General features: G+C 41.0%; 19 protein-coding genes. 4 read left to right on the top strand and 15 right to left on the bottom strand.

Annotated features, from left to right (window positions below; all coding sequences use genetic code 11):
- Window positions 1-6 precede the first annotated feature (6 nt).
- On the top strand, window positions 7-2,088 hold the full coding sequence (gene recG / locus PVK71_RS16045; RefSeq protein WP_274419960.1) for an ATP-dependent DNA helicase RecG: 2,082 nt from the start codon (window positions 7-9) through the stop codon (window positions 2,086-2,088).
- 81 nt (window positions 2,089-2,169) lie between these two features.
- Here the strand turns inward: recG and nfuA are convergent, their stop codons facing one another.
- The 15 genes from nfuA to gspC all read right to left on the bottom strand — a co-directional run bounded on the left by nfuA (window position 2,170) and on the right by gspC (window position 15,694).
- Entirely contained in the window at window positions 2,170-2,754 is a 585-nt protein-coding gene (gene nfuA / locus PVK71_RS16040) for a Fe-S biogenesis protein NfuA (protein ID WP_065623374.1), read from the bottom strand.
- 166 nt (window positions 2,755-2,920) lie between these two features.
- Window positions 2,921-3,739: a 3'(2'),5'-bisphosphate nucleotidase CysQ gene (gene cysQ, locus PVK71_RS16035; RefSeq protein ID WP_274419957.1), complete on the bottom strand. Its 819-nt coding sequence runs from the start codon at window positions 3,737-3,739 to the stop codon at window positions 2,921-2,923.
- A gap of 5 nt (window positions 3,740-3,744) precedes the next feature.
- A complete protein-coding gene (nudE, locus tag PVK71_RS16030; RefSeq protein ID WP_274419954.1) occupies window positions 3,745-4,296 on the bottom strand; it encodes an ADP compounds hydrolase NudE in 552 nt (183 codons plus the stop codon).
- 9 nt (window positions 4,297-4,305) lie between these two features.
- Window positions 4,306-5,067: a type II secretion system protein N gene (locus tag PVK71_RS16025; RefSeq protein WP_274419952.1), complete on the bottom strand. Its 762-nt coding sequence runs from the start codon at window positions 5,065-5,067 to the stop codon at window positions 4,306-4,308.
- Window positions 5,068-5,069: 2 nt separating this feature from the next.
- Window positions 5,070-5,555, bottom strand: a complete 486-nt coding sequence (locus PVK71_RS16020) for a type II secretion system protein M (protein ID WP_274419950.1) — start codon at window positions 5,553-5,555, stop codon at window positions 5,070-5,072.
- Window positions 5,555-6,820, bottom strand: coding sequence for a type II secretion system protein GspL (gene gspL, locus PVK71_RS16015; protein ID WP_274419949.1), 1,266 nt, complete (start codon window positions 6,818-6,820; stop codon window positions 5,555-5,557). Before gspL ends, PVK71_RS16020 begins: the two co-directional genes overlap by 1 nt.
- A complete protein-coding gene (gene gspK / locus PVK71_RS16010) occupies window positions 6,789-7,829 on the bottom strand; it encodes a type II secretion system minor pseudopilin GspK (RefSeq protein ID WP_274419997.1) in 1,041 nt (346 codons plus the stop codon). Before gspK ends, gspL begins: the two co-directional genes overlap by 32 nt.
- Window positions 7,829-8,506 carry a type II secretion system minor pseudopilin GspJ gene (gspJ, locus tag PVK71_RS16005; protein WP_338000089.1) on the bottom strand — a complete coding sequence of 226 codons (678 nt, stop codon included), beginning with the start codon at window positions 8,504-8,506 and terminating at the stop codon, window positions 7,829-7,831. The genes gspK and gspJ overlap by 1 nt, the downstream gene beginning before the upstream one ends.
- A complete protein-coding gene (gene gspI, locus PVK71_RS16000; protein ID WP_274419947.1) occupies window positions 8,493-8,870 on the bottom strand; it encodes a type II secretion system minor pseudopilin GspI in 378 nt (125 codons plus the stop codon). The genes gspJ and gspI overlap by 14 nt, the downstream gene beginning before the upstream one ends.
- A complete protein-coding gene (locus tag PVK71_RS15995) occupies window positions 8,860-9,462 on the bottom strand; it encodes a prepilin-type N-terminal cleavage/methylation domain-containing protein (RefSeq protein ID WP_443111730.1) in 603 nt (200 codons plus the stop codon). The genes gspI and PVK71_RS15995 overlap by 11 nt, the downstream gene beginning before the upstream one ends.
- Window positions 9,463-9,485: 23 nt before the next feature.
- A complete protein-coding gene (gene gspG / locus PVK71_RS15990) occupies window positions 9,486-9,938 on the bottom strand; it encodes a type II secretion system major pseudopilin GspG (protein ID WP_274419945.1) in 453 nt (150 codons plus the stop codon).
- Window positions 9,939-10,002: 64 nt separating this feature from the next.
- On the bottom strand, window positions 10,003-11,220 hold the full coding sequence (gspF, locus tag PVK71_RS15985) for a type II secretion system inner membrane protein GspF (protein WP_274419943.1): 1,218 nt from the start codon (window positions 11,218-11,220) through the stop codon (window positions 10,003-10,005).
- Window positions 11,221-12,720, bottom strand: a complete 1,500-nt coding sequence (gene gspE, locus PVK71_RS15980; RefSeq protein WP_274419941.1) for a type II secretion system ATPase GspE — start codon at window positions 12,718-12,720, stop codon at window positions 11,221-11,223.
- The gene (gene gspD / locus PVK71_RS15975; RefSeq protein WP_274419928.1) at window positions 12,720-14,753 is read right to left on the bottom strand and encodes a type II secretion system secretin GspD; all 2,034 of its coding nucleotides are present in this window, start codon (window positions 14,751-14,753) and stop codon (window positions 12,720-12,722) included. Before gspD ends, gspE begins: the two co-directional genes overlap by 1 nt.
- Before the next feature lie 32 nt (window positions 14,754-14,785).
- Window positions 14,786-15,694: a type II secretion system protein GspC gene (gspC, locus tag PVK71_RS15970; RefSeq protein ID WP_338000088.1), complete on the bottom strand. Its 909-nt coding sequence runs from the start codon at window positions 15,692-15,694 to the stop codon at window positions 14,786-14,788.
- 276 nt (window positions 15,695-15,970) lie between these two features.
- On the opposite strand from gspC, the gene hslR reads away from it, so the two are divergent.
- From hslR to pckA, 3 genes are all read left to right on the top strand, one after another.
- Window positions 15,971-16,372 (top strand): ribosome-associated heat shock protein Hsp15, encoded by a 402-nt coding sequence (gene hslR, locus PVK71_RS15965; protein WP_274419924.1) that lies wholly within the window; start codon window positions 15,971-15,973, stop codon window positions 16,370-16,372.
- 51 nt (window positions 16,373-16,423) lie between these two features.
- Window positions 16,424-17,299, top strand: a complete 876-nt coding sequence (hslO, locus tag PVK71_RS15960; protein ID WP_274419922.1) for an Hsp33 family molecular chaperone HslO — start codon at window positions 16,424-16,426, stop codon at window positions 17,297-17,299.
- A 342-nt stretch (window positions 17,300-17,641) separates the two neighbouring features.
- Window positions 17,642-19,267, top strand: a complete 1,626-nt coding sequence (gene pckA, locus PVK71_RS15955; protein WP_274419920.1) for a phosphoenolpyruvate carboxykinase (ATP) — start codon at window positions 17,642-17,644, stop codon at window positions 19,265-19,267.
- Window positions 19,268-19,283 lie beyond the last annotated feature (16 nt).

The raw sequence follows: 19,283 nt of genomic DNA, 5'->3' as shown, positions 1-19,283 counted from the left end.
CTCATTATGACCAACGCTATGCTTTCTGCTATTCCATTAACCTCTCTTTCTGGTGTTGGAGCCAAGGTAGCAGAAAAGCTCGAAAAAATTGGGTTGGTCAATATTCAAGATTTACTTTTCCACCTTCCTCTTCGTTATGAAGACAGAACCCGTGTTTATCCAATGGCCCGTGTTCATTCTGGTTTATTTGCCGCCGTTCAAGGCAAGGTTATGTCTTGTGATATGCAATTTGGCAAACGTAAAATGTTGCTGGTTAAAATTAGCGATGGTAATGGCACCATTACACTCCGCTTTTTTAATTTCAATGCGGGAATAAAAAACAGCTTTAGTGAAGGAAAAGTGGTTCATGCCTATGGTGAAATTAAACGTGGTGGAAGTGGCTTAGAGATCGTTCATCCTGAATATCAATTCCATACCCCTTCTAAATCGTTGGATATAGAAGCTACGTTAACACCAGTCTATCCAACCACAGATGGTTTACGTCAAAACACTCTGCGTAGTTTGACCGACCAAGCATTAGAATTGCTAGATAAAGCCGCTGTTACTGAATTATTGCCTCAAGGTTTGTATAACAACCAAATTACACTCAACCAAGCTTTGCATATTATTCATCGCCCCGACCCTTCAATTAACCTTGATGCATTTGATGAAGGAAAACACCCAGCACAACAACGATTGATCATAGAAGAACTATTGGCTCAAAACTTATCCATGCTTTCTGTTCGTAGTAAAGGCCAGCAAGAAGACGCATTACCATTAGCAACGGTGACGAATTTAAAACAAAAACTATTAGATCAATTGCCATTTACGCCAACAGGAGCCCAACAACGCGTCGTAACAGAAATAGAGCAAGATCTGGCTAAGCCTCACCCTATGATGCGATTGGTTCAAGGGGATGTGGGTTCAGGTAAAACCTTAGTTGCCGCACTCGCAGCCGTACAAGCGATTGAACATGGTTATCAAGTGGTGCTAATGGCCCCTACCGAACTATTAGCAGAGCAACACGCAGTAAACTTTGGTAACTGGTTTGAAAGCATGGGCATTCCCATTGGCTGGTTAGCTGGAAAACTAACAGGTAAAGCAAAAGAGAAAGAATTAGCTCGCATTGCCAATGGTGAAGCGAAAATGATAGTGGGCACTCACGCACTTTTTCAACAGCACGTTGAGTTTCATCACCTTGCTTTAGTCATTATTGATGAACAACACCGCTTTGGCGTTGATCAACGATTAGAACTGCGTGAGAAAGGCGAAAAAGATGGTGCCTACCCGCATCAGCTGATCATGACTGCCACGCCTATTCCAAGAACCTTAGCTATGACGGCGTATGCAGATCTAGAGACATCAGTAATTGATGAACTTCCACCAGGTCGCACTCCAATTCAAACCATTGCTTTACCAGATACAAGACGCGACGAAATCGTGAATAAAGTAAGAAATGCCTGCATAAATGATGGCCGACAAGCCTACTGGGTGTGTACCCTTATTGATGACTCTGAAGTCCTAGAAGCCCAAGCCGCCTCTGATACGGCTGACGCATTACGACTGCAGCTACCTGAACTGAATATTGGTTTAGTTCATGGTCGAATGAAATCAAAAGAAAAACAACAAATCATGCAGGAGTTTAAAGAAGGGAAACTGCACTTGTTAGTGGCCACTACGGTTATTGAAGTCGGGGTTGATGTACCTAACTCAAGCTTAATGATTATCGAAAACCCTGAACGTCTTGGTTTAGCACAATTACACCAATTGCGTGGCCGAGTTGGTCGAGGCTCTGTGGCTAGCCATTGTGTTTTACTCTACCACTCTCCGCTATCTAAAACCGCTCAGAAACGTCTAAGTGTTTTGCGTGAAAGTAATGATGGCTTTGTAATTGCTCAGCGAGATTTAGAGATCCGAGGCCCAGGTGAATTACTAGGGACAAAACAGACGGGATTGGCTGATTTTAAAATTGCAGACTTGGTTCGAGATCAGCATTTAATTCCTGAAGTACAACGCATTGCACGCCACTTACATGATAATTACCCAAGCAATGCCAAAGCGATTGTTCTGCGCTGGCTAGGTGAGCGTGATATCTACTCAAATGCATAAATAGTCTTATTCTCATAAATAACAGACACAAAAAAGGTGAGTATCTACTCACCTTTTTAACTCATGGGTTAAACTAAACTCTTAGTAATAAGAGTGCTCACCACGATCATGCTCAGTTAAATCTTTAACTGCGGTTAGTTCACCTTCAAATTGAACCAACAATTCTTTTTCGATGCCTTCTTTTAGTGTCACATCAACCATCGAGCAACCATTACAGCCACCACCAAATTGAACGATTGCAACACCTGCATCAGTAATTTCCATCAAGCTTACGTGACCGCCATGGCCAGCAAGTTGTGGGTTAACTTGAGTTTGAATCGCATATTCTACACGTTCAAATAAAGGCGCATCATCATTTACTTTACGCATTTTTGCGTTTGGTGCTTTCAGAGTTAATTGAGAGCCCATCTTGTCAGTAACATAATCGATATCAGCATCTTCAAGGAAAGGTAAGCTTAACTCATCAACATACGCTGATAATTTTTCAAACTTCAGCTCAGTATCATTCGCTTCGATTGCTTCAGGTGGACAGTAAGATACGCCACACTCTGCGTTTTGAGTACCCGGATTAACCACGAATACACGGATGTTTGTCCCTTCTGGCTGTTGTGCTAGAAGTTTTGCAAAATGCTCTTGGGCACTTTCAGTAATATTGATTGAAGACACAAGTAATACCTGACTAAATTAGTATGATTAAGGATTGTACTCTGAAACACAATTTTTTTCGAGCAGAATTCTATTCAAGCCGAGTTCTGTTCAAATCAAATAGTTTTCGAGTTACATTCTGACATTATAACAAGCTTAATAATTTATTTATCAAGAGTAGCTCTTATTATTTGCACGTTAAAATTTGATCCCACGGCAAATTTTCATCGCCTAATACGATAAAGTTAGGATTCTCTAACGACTCCCTTTCATTATAAGAAAGAGGGGCTAGTTCGGTTGATAATATACGACCACCCGCTTCTTGAACAATACACTGTGTCGCCGCTGTATCCCACTCTCCCGTTGGACCTAAACGCAAATAACAATCCACTGCCCCTTCAGCAACCAAGCACGCTTTTAATGCTGCAGAACCTAAAGGCACTAAATCGTAATTCCACTCGGCACTCATGCAACGGGTAATATTATTAATGTTTTGACGACGACTTATCGCGATAGCTATGGGTTGCTTTTCTTCTTCATGCTTTAGGGTGCTAATACGAATGCTTTCATCCATATCTGGAATTTTCCATGCCCCTTTGCCTTCATAAGCATAGTAAGTCACGCCAGAAACAGGGCCATATACGACTCCCATCACTGGGCGATTATTTTCAACTAAAGCAATAATAGTGGCAAAGTCACCACTGCGAGCAATAAATTCTTGAGTTCCGTCTAGAGGATCAACCAACCAATAGCGATCCCATTGTGCTCGTTGTTCTAGCGCAATATCTGCATCTTCCTCTGACAGAATTGGGATCTCTGGGGTCAGTTGAGAGAGCTTTTCTATAATTAATTTATGCGCAGCTAAATCAGCACTGGTTACAGGTGTTTGATCCGATTTAGTAAACTCTTCAAAATCACCTTTCTCATAAATATCGAGAATAAGTTGCCCTGATGCACGCGCAATATTAATCACTTCAGGAAGTAGATGTGAAAGTGTTGAATCCATCAATATTACTCCTTAGATAAAAATTGTTGAGCAAGCAAGAGTGCACTAATGCTTCTTGCTTCTGAAAAATCCAAATGATGTAGCAACTCAGAAGCTTGAGCTAAAGGCCAACGAACGATGTCTAACGGCTCTGGCTCATCGCCTTCTAGCTGTTCAGGATAAAGGCCTTGGGCAACAAAAAGAGTCATTTTGCTTGAGAAATAAGAAGGCGCAAGAACCAGTTCTTTTAATGGTGTTAATGTTTCAGCACCAAAGCCAATTTCTTCTTTTAACTCTCGGTTTGCCGCTTCTGATGGTGTTTCACCTGGATCAATAAGTCCTTTAGGAAAGCCTAACTCATAGCTTTCTGTGCCTACTGCATACTCTCTGACTAACAACAGATCACCTTGCTCAGTAACAGGCACCATCATCACGGCATGACGACCACTTGGTTTCATTCTTTCATAGGTACGCTCCACTCCGTTAGAGAAGCATAAATCAACCGATTCAATACAAAACAACTTTGATTGTGCTTCAATGCGTTTATCTAAAATTGTCGGCAATTGTTTTTTAGCCATTGTATTTCCTTACAGACGTCCGGAATAAGTTACTTTATATTGCCCTTTTGAATCAGGCTTGCCTAGCCATTTAAGTTGGCTTCTTAGGCTAGATGGGAAATTTGCCTCAGGTTTGAACCAGCCATTAACCTGATAAGAACGATTTGGGTTTAGCACAACATCAAACTCGCTGCCCACATCTTTTGATGATTGCTTACTGGTTAAGGTTATCTTGTTATCAACACAAGCGACATCAGCAATCGCTGTATTTGGGTCAATACTTCCTAATGGGGAGATTATCTTACCTGCTGACCAAACCACTTCACCTGTTGCTTGCTTACACCATGGTTGCCCCTGTTGAAAATAACGAATATTGACTTCCGCTTGCCCTTGCAATGACACAGGTAACGCCATCGGCACTTTATTCATAATGCTAGCAACAGGAAGTGAAATCACCATATTTTCAGCATACGCCCCTTTTGAGACGCTATAGCCAACCGCTCCTTTACCACGTAACTCTAGTTCACTACCACGGCCAAAACGTACTGAAAATACCGCATGGCCCTTTAATATCGCCATAGGGTCAATCTGCCATTGCAGTTGACCATAGTTCACTCGTTGCCATGACAGTGAATCAACCTGTCCTTTCCATGGCGTACCAGATAAACCAACCAACGCTAACCCTCTTACCTTTGGGGCTTGCTCAACAACCCACTGAATAGGCATGTGCAGTAATGCACTAAAAGTAAAAAAGGTAGAGAAGACCGTTGCGATTAATAATTTAAACTTCATGATCACTCTCTACTTAATTGAAGGCGATTTACTTCAACCATGCCTTCAACATCGGTTTTATTTAAATCTAAAAATTGAACGTGAATACCTTGAGTATCTCTCAGATAAGCAAGCCAATTAATGAATGAATTAAAAGGCAGAGGCTTTACCCACACTTGCATTTGCTCACCGCGAGGTTGCATACGGACCAATTCAATTTTAAATTGACGAGTGCTGCTTGGGATCACTTGATTCATCGGCTGATTCGCCACTTGCGAACCTTTTGATGACCCACCTCTCAAGGTTACAATCGTGTCCGCTTTCTTCTGTACCCAAGTTAACAAACTGCGTTCACTGTTAATGCGATTCTGTGCTAGATCTGCTCTATCGTTTAAGGGTTTAATGCCACCCCAATAAATAGCAGCAATAATTAACGCAACACTACCACCACTAACTAGCATTCGCTCTCTTGGTGAAATACTTTGCCACCATGTCATAAAGGCTTTCATTATTTTCTCCTAATAACAATCGCACCAAAGACTTGGTCTTGGTTTTTATTAAGTTGACCCTGTTCAACCTCAAATTGTCCACTTAACTCTGACGTTAGTTTTTCAAAGTAAGGAAAATCTGATGCACTGGCTTGCAGTCGCAACTCATCTCGTTTGCCATCAAATTTTAAACTCTGTAATTTCACTTGAGGTACTTTTGCTAAATATGGCGCAAGCTCAGACATCCAAGTCAGTAAATCGTCACCACCTGAGCCACCTTGCAAACGCGCTTCTTCATTTTTCATTTGAGACTTTAAGTAGCTCATTGTTGGGATCTTACGTTTTCCAGGAAATATATCTCTAAAGATTCGTTCACTCTCAGCTCTCAACGCAATGCTGTGTTGTTCTAATTTTTGTACTTCAGTGATGTGTTGAGCAACAAAAGCCACCGTCACTAAACCAAAAGCTAAAATGACTTTTTGCCATACACGCCAATGCTTTCGCCATGACGATTGAGGGCGATATTTACCACTTAACACATTCACTTTAGAAGCAAGCGCTCCCTCAGCCAATAATTGCATCACTAATTCAGGTGACTCTTTAATGTGCTTGGTATTCGCTACATCGATCTCACAAGGCGAATAACTATGAAGCGTATAAGTCCATGAATCTTCATCCGACTCTTCTTCACTCGTTTCTTTTTCTTTGTCACCAGCAGAGAATTTAGCGGCATCAGCAACGAGGCCATCCAATAACATCGGCAACCATTCTTGCTCAGCAATCGCGCCTTGATACTCACTAAAACGCAGTAACCATTGTTGATTAAACTCAACCATACTTGCGCCATCATGATGAAAAGGCAGAGCTAATACGTCAGGCAAGAAGCGTTTTGTGTGGATACCCGCTTCAGTTAATTGTTCTAACCACCGCTCCATTTTTTGATGTTCAACAATCGCAACCTGAGCGATTTTGTTGGTTTTCTGCAAGATAACAATGTGTAACTCATCCACATCTTGCGCTAAATCATCCTCAACAATAAAAGGGAGCATAGAGGAAAATTGTCGAGCTGCGCCTTCTGGTATTGCTACCTCACGCAATAATACATCACTGCTTGGCAATAATGCTGAAACGGTACGTTGATCGCTGTATTGCGATAACGAAGACAGTTCTTCCGCAGAGTTTAACTCTCCAGACGCTATCACTTCTTTATTTTCTGGTGACCAGACTATCCATTGAATGGGATCTGATGGCTGACTATTCAGCCTTATTATCAGATGTTCGCTCATTCATTCCTCCATACTGGCGACGGATAACGTTCACCACTTTTTTATCACTACTATGCAATAAAGAACGCACACGTACGCGCGAATCTTCTACTAATACTTGAGCATCTAACTCAAAAAACTGACTGTCTATCGATAAATACGCTTTTGCCTGTTTACGAGTATTGGCATCTACTTGACTCATTGGCCCTTCAGCTAAAAAATCATCAATACTACTCCAACCATCAAAAGGTCTGCTCTCTAATACTTCCCGAGCGTTATCTTCGCTTAATCCAGGAGAAAACAGAGCGACTAAAATATTGGCATGTTCAGGAGCCACGGTATTTACATTCAAATAAAAATTACTGCTTGGTATTGCACAAACTAAAGGCAAAACGGCCTCAACGACTTGAGCGGTTACCCCATTAATAGCTCGCAACTCACTGGCATCACCAATCCAACCATTTGGAGCTAAATAAGCAGGCTTGAATGATTGATAAGTACTGTCTTCTACGCCTGAAATTGACTGTACCGTATCATTCTCATCCATGTATTCCCATGTAGAATCCGCAATCACTTCTGCAAGATAATTTTCAACCTCAACCGACTCTAATAAATTCATCCACACTTTAACCAAGAAGGGACGCTGAGAGGGGTCACTGTCTGGTTTTATACTGCTTAATGCGTTCAAGTTGAAACAGGCTTGCTTATCTTTCACGCCACCAAAAGCTTCGCCATAATCAAGTGGATAAGTCGTATCTTCCGTTGCCCACGCTTGGCTTAAATTAATGGTATCACCATCTTTATAAGCCTCTTCAATGCCCGCTTTTGCTAATGCTTCAACCCCAACAGAATACCAATAGGCCTGTTGATGATTTACTTGATTTTGTGCCCGATGGAACTGAATAAACAAACGTTCTGACATTTGAGCCGCAATGCTCACCATAATCGCAAGCAACAACAAAACCACAATCAACGCAACGCCTTGCTGTTTTCTTGAATGATGAGCTAAATAGTTTCTTTTATTTCTCATCATGACTCACCTTGATCTTGTGATGTACTGTCATTTTGGTTTGCGTTTTCTTCGACTTTAAATCCTGAGGTTAAGTAGATTCGTTCGACATCACCATAATCTTTAAAGGTCATAATAACCTTCGTTGCTTTAGGTAATTGCTTCTTAACGTCCCATATTTTTAGCCATTTATTACCATCATAAAATTCAAATTTAAGCGCTTCGACCCCATCAATTAATGGCGTAACCACCGGCTCTTGTCCTACTGGCGTATCAGGATAACGCCACCACAAACGCTCAATGGTATTTTCAACTAAGCGATAGCCGACCTTGGTGATTTCACCACGAGGAAAAGCCTGTTGTGGGTTCTTCCACCCTAAACGAACGAATAAAATACCTTGAGATTCAGAATCCAATAGATATTCACCCGCCGACAATAATTTATCTGACGCTTTTTCACCATTGGTTCTAAATGGACGAGCTACAATTTGACGAAAATCGTTATCTAAAAAAACCAAACTGCGTTGAAGTTGTTTAATGCGATCGCTTTTATCTAAAGATAATTCATTACTACGCTGAACTTGATTTACGACTTGATACGCTGAAAAGCTCAAGGTTGCAAAGACCGCAATGGCGACCATTACTTCAATCAACGTAAAGCCTTTAGTTAAAGAGTGGGAGGCATTATGGCGCAACATACGTTCGTACCGTGATTAATGGGGATTGTTGATCTTTGCTGGTCGATACAGATACATCCACAGACTTTAAAATATCAGAGGTTGTTTTTACCGGAGATACCGCCCAATACCACGTTCGTCCAGCTAATTCTGTTTCCCCTTTTTTGGTCACTGTCGGTGGTTTATCTAACATCATCAGCGCCATTTGATTATCTACTACCATTCCCGCGAATGTTTTTTCTTCTAAGTAGCCTAAGGTATTAATATGCTGAGTCACAGATCGTAAAACACTCAAAGCAGCGGTCGCAAAAATAGCAAGAGCCACGAGTACTTCCAATAGAGTCATACCTTGCTTGGTTTTTCGTAAAGAAAAGTTACTCTTCATCTCGCTCATCTCCCGGTGCAAACAAATGGATCACACCAGATTCATTAACTTTTACTTCCCATGTTTTATCATCAAGATTACCGCGTTCATTTCCAGGAAAAAAAGTCACGACAAAAGGCGTCACTTCTCCGCTCGATAACACCATCACTTGCGGTGGTATTGGCTTTTTATCTTCTTCAAGATCAGCAAACATCTCTTCATCAAACAAGGATCCCGGCTCAAATAAGCGATCATCATCAGCCCATGCTGAACCACCTAGCTCCATCTCAAATTCAACGGAGCTATCTTCCATTTTCACTTCGGTAAAAAAGCGGTTTTTCTCAAGAGGCTGCCAGCCATCTACCGTTAACGTCATAAAGCGATATTCTTGTCGCTCTTGGTTAAAGTAAATACCGTAATCCATCCCATTGAGCAAAGCATCTTCATTAAGAAGCTGAACTAACTGATAAAAACGTGAGGCTTGCTCTTCCATTTGGTCATCTTGACTATCAGGAAGGCTCATGATGACTGCCATCGAACTGACCGATAGCAATACCAATACCAACATAATTTCGATTAGGGTAAACCCAACCTCACGTTTTATCTTCATCATTATTCTTATCTAGCGCTTATGACTTATTGAAAGTCTTGCATGTTCCAGTTACCAATATCAGCATTGGCACCTTCACCGCCTTCTTGACCATCTGCACCTAATGAGAAGATATCAATTGTGCCGTTATCACCAGGGCTTAGGTATTGGTACTCATTACCCCATGGGTCATTTGGTAAACGACGAATATAACCATCAGCGCGGTAATTACGAGGCTCAGGGCTTGATGTAGGCTTAGTAACTAATGCTTCTAACCCTTGGTCTGTGGTTGGATAAACACTACTATCTAGCTTGTACATATCTAATGAATTTTCTAATGCCACGATATCAGTGATCGCTTTTTGTTGATCGGCCTTCTCTTTGTTACCAAGTAAATTTGGTACGACTAAACTGGCTAAAACACCAAGAATAACGATAACAACCATCACTTCTAATAGGGTGAAGCCACCTTGTTTATGTTGAGCTGAATTGACTTGCATGGAATGACTCCTGAGATTAAAAATCAATATATTAATAAGAAGAAAAAAGGACAGTAACTACTCACTACCCGACTAAATTATTTAATTCAATGATTGGCATTAAGGTCGCAACAACAATGAAAAGTACGATGCCGGCCATAAAAACAATCAATAAAGGCTCAAAAATGCCCAAAGCCATATTAACCAAAGATTCAAAATCTCGGTCTTGATTATCAGCCGAACGCGTTAGCATTTGTTCTAATTCACCACTTTGTTCACCACTGGCGATCATATGAAGCATCATTGGCGGAAATAACTTTGTTTGTTCTAACGAGATACGTAAGCTCGCCCCTTCACGCACATTATCTGCCGCTTCTAACACCTGCTGTTTAAAGTATTGATTGCTCATTACATCCGCTGCAACTTTCATCCCATCCAATAATGGAATCGCACTTGATGTACAGATCGATAACGTACGTGCAAAACGCGACGTATTTAACCCACGAACCACCTTACCAACAACAGGTAAGCGTAAGATTTTTTTATCCCACGCTAAGCGTAAATGCGGCTTAGTAAGTAACCACTTCACACCAACAATCAATGAAACAACGACAATTACAACAACAAGGCCCCAGTTCACCACAAAATTACTGGCCGCTAATAATACCTCGGTGACAGTCGGTAAGCCTTGTCCCATTTGCACAAACTGATCGACAATTTTAGGTACAACCGTCGCAAGTAAAAAAGCAATCACCGCAATAGCAATTAACGTCAGCATGATAGGATAAATCATCGCTTGTTGTAATTTACTGCGCATCTTTTGACGATTTTCAGCGTAATCAGCCAAGCGGTTTAACACCGTATCCAAATGACCAGATTTTTCACCCGCAGCAACCATTGAACAAAACAATTCATCAAAAACATGAGGATAATCAGCAAAGCTTTCTGCTAATGGATATCCTTCTATCACTCTAGAGCGAACCCCCATCATCATGCTTCGAATGTGTGCTTTCTCACCTTGTTCTGCGACCGCTTTTAAACACTCTTCTAAAGGCATACCTGCTTGAACTAAAGTAGCTAATTGACGAGTAATTAACGATAAATCATTAACACTAATTCCGCGCTTAAAGCTTAACCCTTGAGAGGCACTTTTCTGTTGTTTTGATTTGGTTTCAATCACTTCAACCGGAATAAGACCTTGTTCTTTTAGACGCTGACGAACTTGGCGACCATTATCGCCTTCCATAACGCCTTTTTTCTGCTTGCCTGTTTTTTCTAATGCTTTGTATTCAAAGGCTGCCATTTACCCTTCCCGAGTGACTCGCATCACCTCTTCCAGTGTTGTGATCCCTTGCTGTACTTTTAATAAACCGTCTTGCTGAATTCCACGAGTGCTCTTGCGAACTTCTTTTTCAATTTCTTGTTCGCCTGCTTCTTTGTGGATCAACTCTTGAACTTTTTCACTCACTACCAGTAATTCATGAATACCTGTTCGGCCACGGTACCCTTTACCATTACAGTGCTCACAACCATTTGGTTTATAAAGGACTAAGCTATCCGAAGCGGATAAATTAAAGCATTTTTTCTGCTCGTCATCGGCTTGATATGGTGTTTTACATTCCTTACATAAAGTACGAACCAAACGTTGAGCCAGTACACCAAGTAGAGAGGAGGAAATTAAGAAAGGTTCAATTCCCATATCACGTAAACGCGTTATCGCCCCCACAGCCGTATTGGTGTGAAGCGTCGACATTACTAAGTGGCCGGTAAGTGACGCTTGAACGGCAATTTCTGCGGTTTCTAAATCACGGATCTCACCTATCATCACCACATCGGGATCTTGACGTAAAATGGCACGTAACCCACGCGCAAACGTCATGTCGACTTTAGGGTTTACTTGAGTTTGACCAATGCCATCGATATCAAACTCGATTGGATCTTCTACGGTTAAAATATTCGATTGAGAACTGTCTAATTCACCTAAGCCGGCATACAACGTGGTTGATTTACCTGAACCCGTAGGGCCAGTAACCAAGATAATGCCATGAGGGCGCTTGATGATATGTTGAAAGTTTTTATGGTTTTCAGCCGACATGCCTAAGCTGTTTAAGTCCAAACGAGTCGCGTTTTTATCTAATAAACGCATTACCACACGCTCACCATGGGAAGACGGCATAGTAGAGACACGAACATCAACTGCTCGGCCACCAATACGTAGTGAAATACGACCATCTTGCGGAACACGCTTCTCCGCAATATCAAGCTTCGACATTACTTTTACACGCGAAACTAACAGTGGTGCCAATTTACGACTTGGACTCAATACATCACGCAAAACGCCATCGACACGAAAACGGATCGACAGCACTTTTTCAAAAGTCTCAATATGAATATCAGATGCACCCTCTTTGATTGCCTCGCCTAGCATGGCGTTGATCAATTTAATGATGGGGGCATCGTCTTCTGATTCTAATAAATCATCATTATCGGGCAGCTCTTCAGCCAATGAGAAAAAGTCGTCGTTATCGGCACCAATATCTTCCATCAGTTGTTGCGCTTCTGATGAATTACGTTGGTACACTTGAGTTACCTTGGTATCAAATTCTTCTTTGGTTAACTGAATTAACGAAAAGCCTGATTTGCATACTCGACGAATTTCACACAGTACCATTGGCGAAGGGATAACTGCATAATACAACACCCAGCCCTCAGAACTTGCTTCTATAACAATCGAATGCCTTTTTGCAAAAGAAAAAGGCAAACGCAGTATTGCAGGATAATCAGGAAATAAGGTATCCGCCATTATTTTTCCTTATTTTCACTAAACTGTTCGTAGAACGCTTGGATCTCTGCTGGGTGATTAATATCTTTACCAAATTTAGGCAACACCGGGATGTTGGCATCATCCATCAACTTCAAGCCTTTCTCAGCGTTATACAGTTGCTCTGCTCGAATGTAATTGTATTTACGCTGAGTAATTCCATCTGCTGTCATGCCATCACGAATAATGGTTGGTTTGATGAACACCATTAGGTTTTTCTTCTCAACTTGTGTACTGGTTGATTTGAATAAGTAGCCTAAAATAGGGATATCCCCTAAAAACGGAACTTTTGATTCACTCTCTAGTGCTCGCTCATCTATCAAACCACCAAGAACAAGCATCTTGCCATCTTCAACCATCACTGATGTATTTAGCTGACGTTTAGCAAAACGCACATCAACCGCACCATTAGCACCCAATACGTTAGACACTTCTTGCTCGATATCTAAACGAACTGAGTTACCTTCGTTTATTTGAGGCACAACTTTAAGCTTGATACCGACTTCTTTACGATCAACAGTTTGGAATGGATTGTCATTATTTGAGCCTGATGTTGAACCCGTTAATACCGGAACTTCTTCACCAACAATAAATGACGCTTCACCATTATCCATAACCGTAATGCTTGGAGAGGAAAGAATGTTTGAGTTGGAATCGGTCGATACTGCCGTTACCAATGCAGCCCAATCTCCCATCATGATACTAACCGCCGCACCTTGAACGCCACCAAGCGCCGAAGCTAACGCGGTATAATCACCTTCTTCTGTAATATCTTTATAGCCTGTCTGGTTACCTGCTGAATCATAAATTTTTTCAGTCGTTGTAGATCCTTTCGCTTCTTCCAAACCAACCATAGTGGCGCCGATTGAGGCGCCTGTGTTGCTGTATTGGATCATCGCACCAGTTTCTAGGTTACCCCATTGCACACCTAAGTTAACGCCATCGCCTTCAGCTAATTCAACAATTAAGGCTTCAATCAATACTTGTGCACGACGAATATCCAACTGAGCAATCACATCTTGCATCGCTCGCATCACGTCAGGCGGTGCAGTAATGACTAAAGCATTGGTATCTGCATGTGCAGAAATCATCACATCACTACGGTTATTAGAAGAGCTTCCTTTTGAACTTGAGCTCTTGCCAGCCGTTAAGTTATCCGATACCCCTTTAAGTACATCGACCAGGTCTTCTGCTTTGGCATAACGTAAGTAAACAACTTGGTTATTACCTTTGGTTGCCATTTCAACATCAAGCTGTTTAATCAGCTTTTTAAGGCGTTGACGTACTTTAGGATCACCCGAGATTAAAATTGAGTTGGTGCGTTCGTCTGCAACCAATTTAGGCTGTAAAAAAGCAGGGGTGTTTTTGGCGTCGGTGGTTTTATTTAACGCATCAACAATTCGTACCATTTCTGCTGCCGAAGCATTTTTTAAATCAACCACTTCAACTTCTTTATCACCTGCCTGATCAACACGCTCGATGATTTCAGCTAAACGATTTACCACCGCAGCACGACCGGTGATCATAATTATATTTGCAGGGTCATAGTGGACAACGTTACCCGCGCCAGCATTATCATTAAGTTGACGTAGTAGAGGAGATAATTCACGTACCGATACATTACGAACCGCAATAACTCGAGTAATTACCGCATCGCCAGTGATGTTATCTTTTGCTCCCAATACCGGAACGGCTGAAGTTTTTGCATCTTTATCTTTGATGACTTTTAAAATACCGTTGTCCATTTCAACAACCGCATATCCATAAACTTCAAGTACACTTAAAAAGAACTGATAATATTGCTCTTCATTTAATAAATCATAACTACGCACATCCACTTTGCCACGAACAGATGGGTCAACAATAATCGTCTTTTCTAAGTTTCGACCGACAATATTGATGAACTCTTGAATGTCCGTACCTTTAAAGCTCGCGCTAAAGTCATTTGCCAGTGCTGATGTCCACATCATGCTACCCGCAAGCAATAAGGCTCCTTTGCCTGTCCACTTTTTCACAATATACCCTTATTCATGTTCTCATATACCCGTTATAAACCGATAAAGATGTCATGTAGTTGTCCGTCACGTTGAACGGTTAAATTAAGCTCTGTCATTTCTGACATATTCTTCCACAATGCACTCATTGCAGCAGGATCGGTTAAATCAATCCCATTTAAACTAGTGGCAATATCTCCTGGCTTTAAGCCAACAGAATCAAATAATTGACGATCTTTACCCGGATTCACTCGATAACCCGTAATTTTCCCATCATTAGACACTTGAGAAAGGCGAATATATTTCAATACTGATTGTGGATTTTTAGCCATCTCTTGACGGATCTTATCCAGTTCGTCTTGATTTGAATTTTGGCGATTATTTCCTAACACCGTACCAGAACTACCAGTCGCATTTCTTTCTGCTGATATCTTGGTGTATTTAACCCCTTCCAACATTAATGTTTCATCACGACCATTATTGGAAATAATAATGCGATCCACACTAATCGCTTTTACGGTTGCTCGCGTTCCATCAATGGTCTCATCGATACCATAAGTATTCTGTTTGCCTCGGTTAGCGACAACAGCAAGACTCAGTGATGGATTAGAGCTAGCAACAATACCCGATAAAGTTAAATTCAATCGTGTTTTTGGTGCATCTTTTACTTCTACGATCTTTGGTTGCTCTACTTTTTTCTCGGTATTAAAGTGGCCAAACACTTGGCTATTTAATAAATCAGATAACGAATCACCTTCATTGTTTTTTTGTTTATTAATGATGGCTATCGCTTTTGGTTGCCATTGAGGAACCGACGTTTGCGGTACGAGCATCGCCCAAAAAAGAGAGCCACAAATCCACGCAAAACACGCAACTAAAACAACCGTTACCCCTTTTGAAATCGCAGATTGATATATTGACCAATATTGAGAAATTTTTTCGATTTTCATATTAGCTATCATTAGGGCCAGATCTTCCTTTTACTTTAAGGGCTATTAACTGTTTGAAGTCTTTAAAAATTATAAATTAACACGGCATTATTGCTGTAAATAATGCCGTTTTCTTGCATTACTCGCAGGCATATCACGTAATTCAGAGAAAAGAACTCATATTAGAGCATTATTCCTCATTAATGACTCTAGTTGGTAATGAATTTTGATTAATTCTCCTCAAAAGATTGAAAAAAAGATTCCAGACACCATTAAATAAGCAGATAAGTAAGACATTAGGTATACATAATGAGTTCCAAATCCAATACTAGCGATGGCATCAGACTCGATAAGTGGCTCTGGGCAGCTCGTTTTTATAAAACCCGTTCCATTGCTCGCAACATGGTTGATGGCGGAAAAGTTCAATATAACGGTCAACGCTCAAAGCCAAGTAAACTGGTTGAAGTGGGCGCTGAAATAAAACTTCGCCAAGGCAACAACGAAGAAATCATCGTGATCATCGAGATCGTATCCGATCAACGTCGTGGCGCACCTATTGCGCAAACACTTTACAAAGAAACCCCAATCAGCATCAAGCATCGTGAAGAGAATGCAAAGCTACGCAAACTTAATTCACTTGGTAGCCCACATCCTGATAAGCGTCCAGATAAAAAACAACGACGTGATATCATGAGATTCAAGCAACAATAACCGCTATACTGTGCGTAATGACAACCCTTAATACAATTGCTGGAGTATTTCATGGCAAATAACACACTGTATCGTTACCTATTTGAAGATTTATCTGTTCGTGGTGAATTAGTTCAACTAGATGATGCTTACCAACAAATCATTTCTAGCAAGGAATACCCAAAGCCAGTTCAAAACTTATTGGGTGAGCTATTGGTTGCAACGACTCTATTAACTGCAACACTAAAATTTGAAGGTTCAATTACCCTTCAATTACAAGGTAATGGCCCAGTATCTCTAGCGGTTATCAATGGCGATAACAACCAGAAAGTACGTGGTGTAGCTCGTTTTGATGGTGATATTGCAGAAGACGCAACCTTGCATCAACTAATGGGTAAAGGTTACCTAGTTATCACTATCACGCCAAAAGATGGCGAGCGTTACCAAGGCGTTGTTGCACTAGAAGGTGAAAACTTAGCACAGTGTTTTGAAGGCTACTTTGAGCGTTCAGAGCAACTAAAAACACGTTTATGGCTTCGCCTTGGTGAGTTTGAAGGTAAACCTCATGCTGCGGGTATGCTTCTACAAGTAATGCCTGATGGTACTGGCTCTGCTGATGACTTCGAGCACCTAGAGCAATTAACTGACACCATTAAAAATGAAGAGCTGTTTGGCTTAGAAGGTGAAGACGTTCTGTATCGTTTATACAACCAAGATAAAGTACAACTGTTTGAACCTCAACACGTTGAATTTTTCTGTGGCTGTTCGCGTGAACGCAGTGGCGGTGCAATCATTACAATTGAAAAAGCAGAAGTTGATGACATCATCAAAACTGAAGGGAAAATCTCTCTTCATTGTGATTACTGTGGAACAAGTTACGATTTTGACAGTATTGATGTTGCAAATCTTTTTGAAGAAGCAACAAAAGGTAATGACACCGTTCATTAATTTACCGCATAGAATAAGTCTCTTATTTTGTCTCAAAGCCAGCCGCTAGGTTGGCTTTTTTTATAACTAAATTTGATATAAACCACACTTTTTATTCCACTTATCCACACTTAATTTTGCTTAAATAATAATCAATTACATCTAGCGCAAACGATTTCATTAAGAGTAGAATAAGACTATTGCTATTTTGTGATGGCGATAAAATAACCACTACCACTTTATGGTTATTTTATGATTCATCTCCCTGTTTTCAATTTACCGCATTGTTAGCATGCTTAGCAGAACACAAATAATTACAAATAAATTAAAAGTCCCTACAAAAAATTCCTCTAAGGAGCACCTATGACTGTTATGGAACACAAAAAGGCTGCACAACTTGATCTTACTCAACATGGCTTAACTGATGTTACTGAAGTACTCCGTAACCCTAGTTATGAACAATTGTTTGAAGAAGAAACACGCCCAGATTTAGAAGGTTATGAGCGTGGAGTAATGACAGAGCTCGGCTCAGTTGCGGTAGATACTGGTATTTTTACTGGTCGTTCACCAAAAGATAAATACATCGTAAAAGACGAGACAACCAAAGATACATTATGGTGGTCAGATCAAGGTAAAAACGACAATAAAGCTATCACTCCTGCAGTTTGGGATGATCTAAAATCCTTAGTAACAAAACAACTCTCTGGTAAACGTCTATTTGTTATCGACGGTTATTGTGGTGCGAACCCAGATACACGATTAAGTGTTCGTATTATTACTGAGGTAGCATGGCAAGCACACTTCGTAAAAAACATGTTTATTCGACCAACAGAAGAAGAACTTGCAACATTTGAACCCGATTTTGTAGTAATGAACGGTGCGAAAACCACTAACCCTAACTACGTAGAGCACGGATTAAATTCAGAAAACTTTATTGCCTTCAACTTAACAGAGCGAGTGCAAATCATTGGTGGTACTTGGTACGGCGGCGAGATGAAAAAAGGCATGTTCGCAATGATGAACTACCTTCTTCCGCTAAAAGGCATTGCTTCAATGCACTGCTCTGCCAATGTAGGTGAAAATGGTGATGTTGCAGTATTCTTCGGTTTATCAGGAACCGGAAAAACAACACTCTCAACCGATCCAAAACGCCAGCTAATTGGTGATGATGAGCACGGTTGGGATAACGATGGTATTTTCAATTTTGAAGGTGGTTGTTACGCTAAAACCATTCGCCTATCTAAAGAAGCTGAACCTGATATTTACAATGCAATCCGTCGTGATGCACTACTAGAAAACGTTACTGTTCGTAGTGACGGCACCATTGATTTTGATGACGGTTCGAAAACAGAAAACACGCGTGTTTCTTACCCTATTTATCATATTGATAATATCGTTAAACCGGTATCAAAAGCGGGTCATGCAAATAAAGTGATCTTCTTAACGGCTGATGCATTTGGTGTGCTACCACCCGTTGCTAAACTAACGCCAGAGCAAACCAAATACCACTTCCTATCTGGCTTTACGGCAAAACTTGCGGGTACAGAACGTGGGATCACAGAGCCAACTCCAACGTTCTCTGCTGCATTTGGTGCCGCATTCTTAACATTACATCCAACACAGTATGCAGAAGTACTGGTTAAACGAATGGAAGCGGTTGGCGCAGAAGCGTACATTGTTAATACGGGTTGGAATGGCACAGGCAAGCGTATATCTATCCAAGATACTCGAGCAATCATTGATGCTATTTTAGATGGCTCTATTGACCACGCTGAAACCAAAAATATCCCAGTATTTAACTTAGAAGTTCCAACATCACTACCTGGTGTTGATACTTCAATCCTAGATCCTCGTGATACTTACACTGACCCACTACAATGGGACAGCAAGGCAGAAGATCTGGCTCAACGCTTCATTAAAAACTTCGCTCAATACACAGATAATGACGAAGGGAAAGCGCTTGTTAAAGCAGGCCCTCAACTTAGCTAAGTGAGCAAGGTTATAC

The sequence above is a fragment of the Aliivibrio sp. S4MY1 genome (genome assembly GCF_028765545.1).
Lineage (GTDB): Bacteria > Pseudomonadota > Gammaproteobacteria > Enterobacterales > Vibrionaceae > Aliivibrio.
The sequence above is the reverse complement of the archived record's forward strand: the minus strand, read 5'-3'. Positions and strand labels throughout refer to the sequence as shown.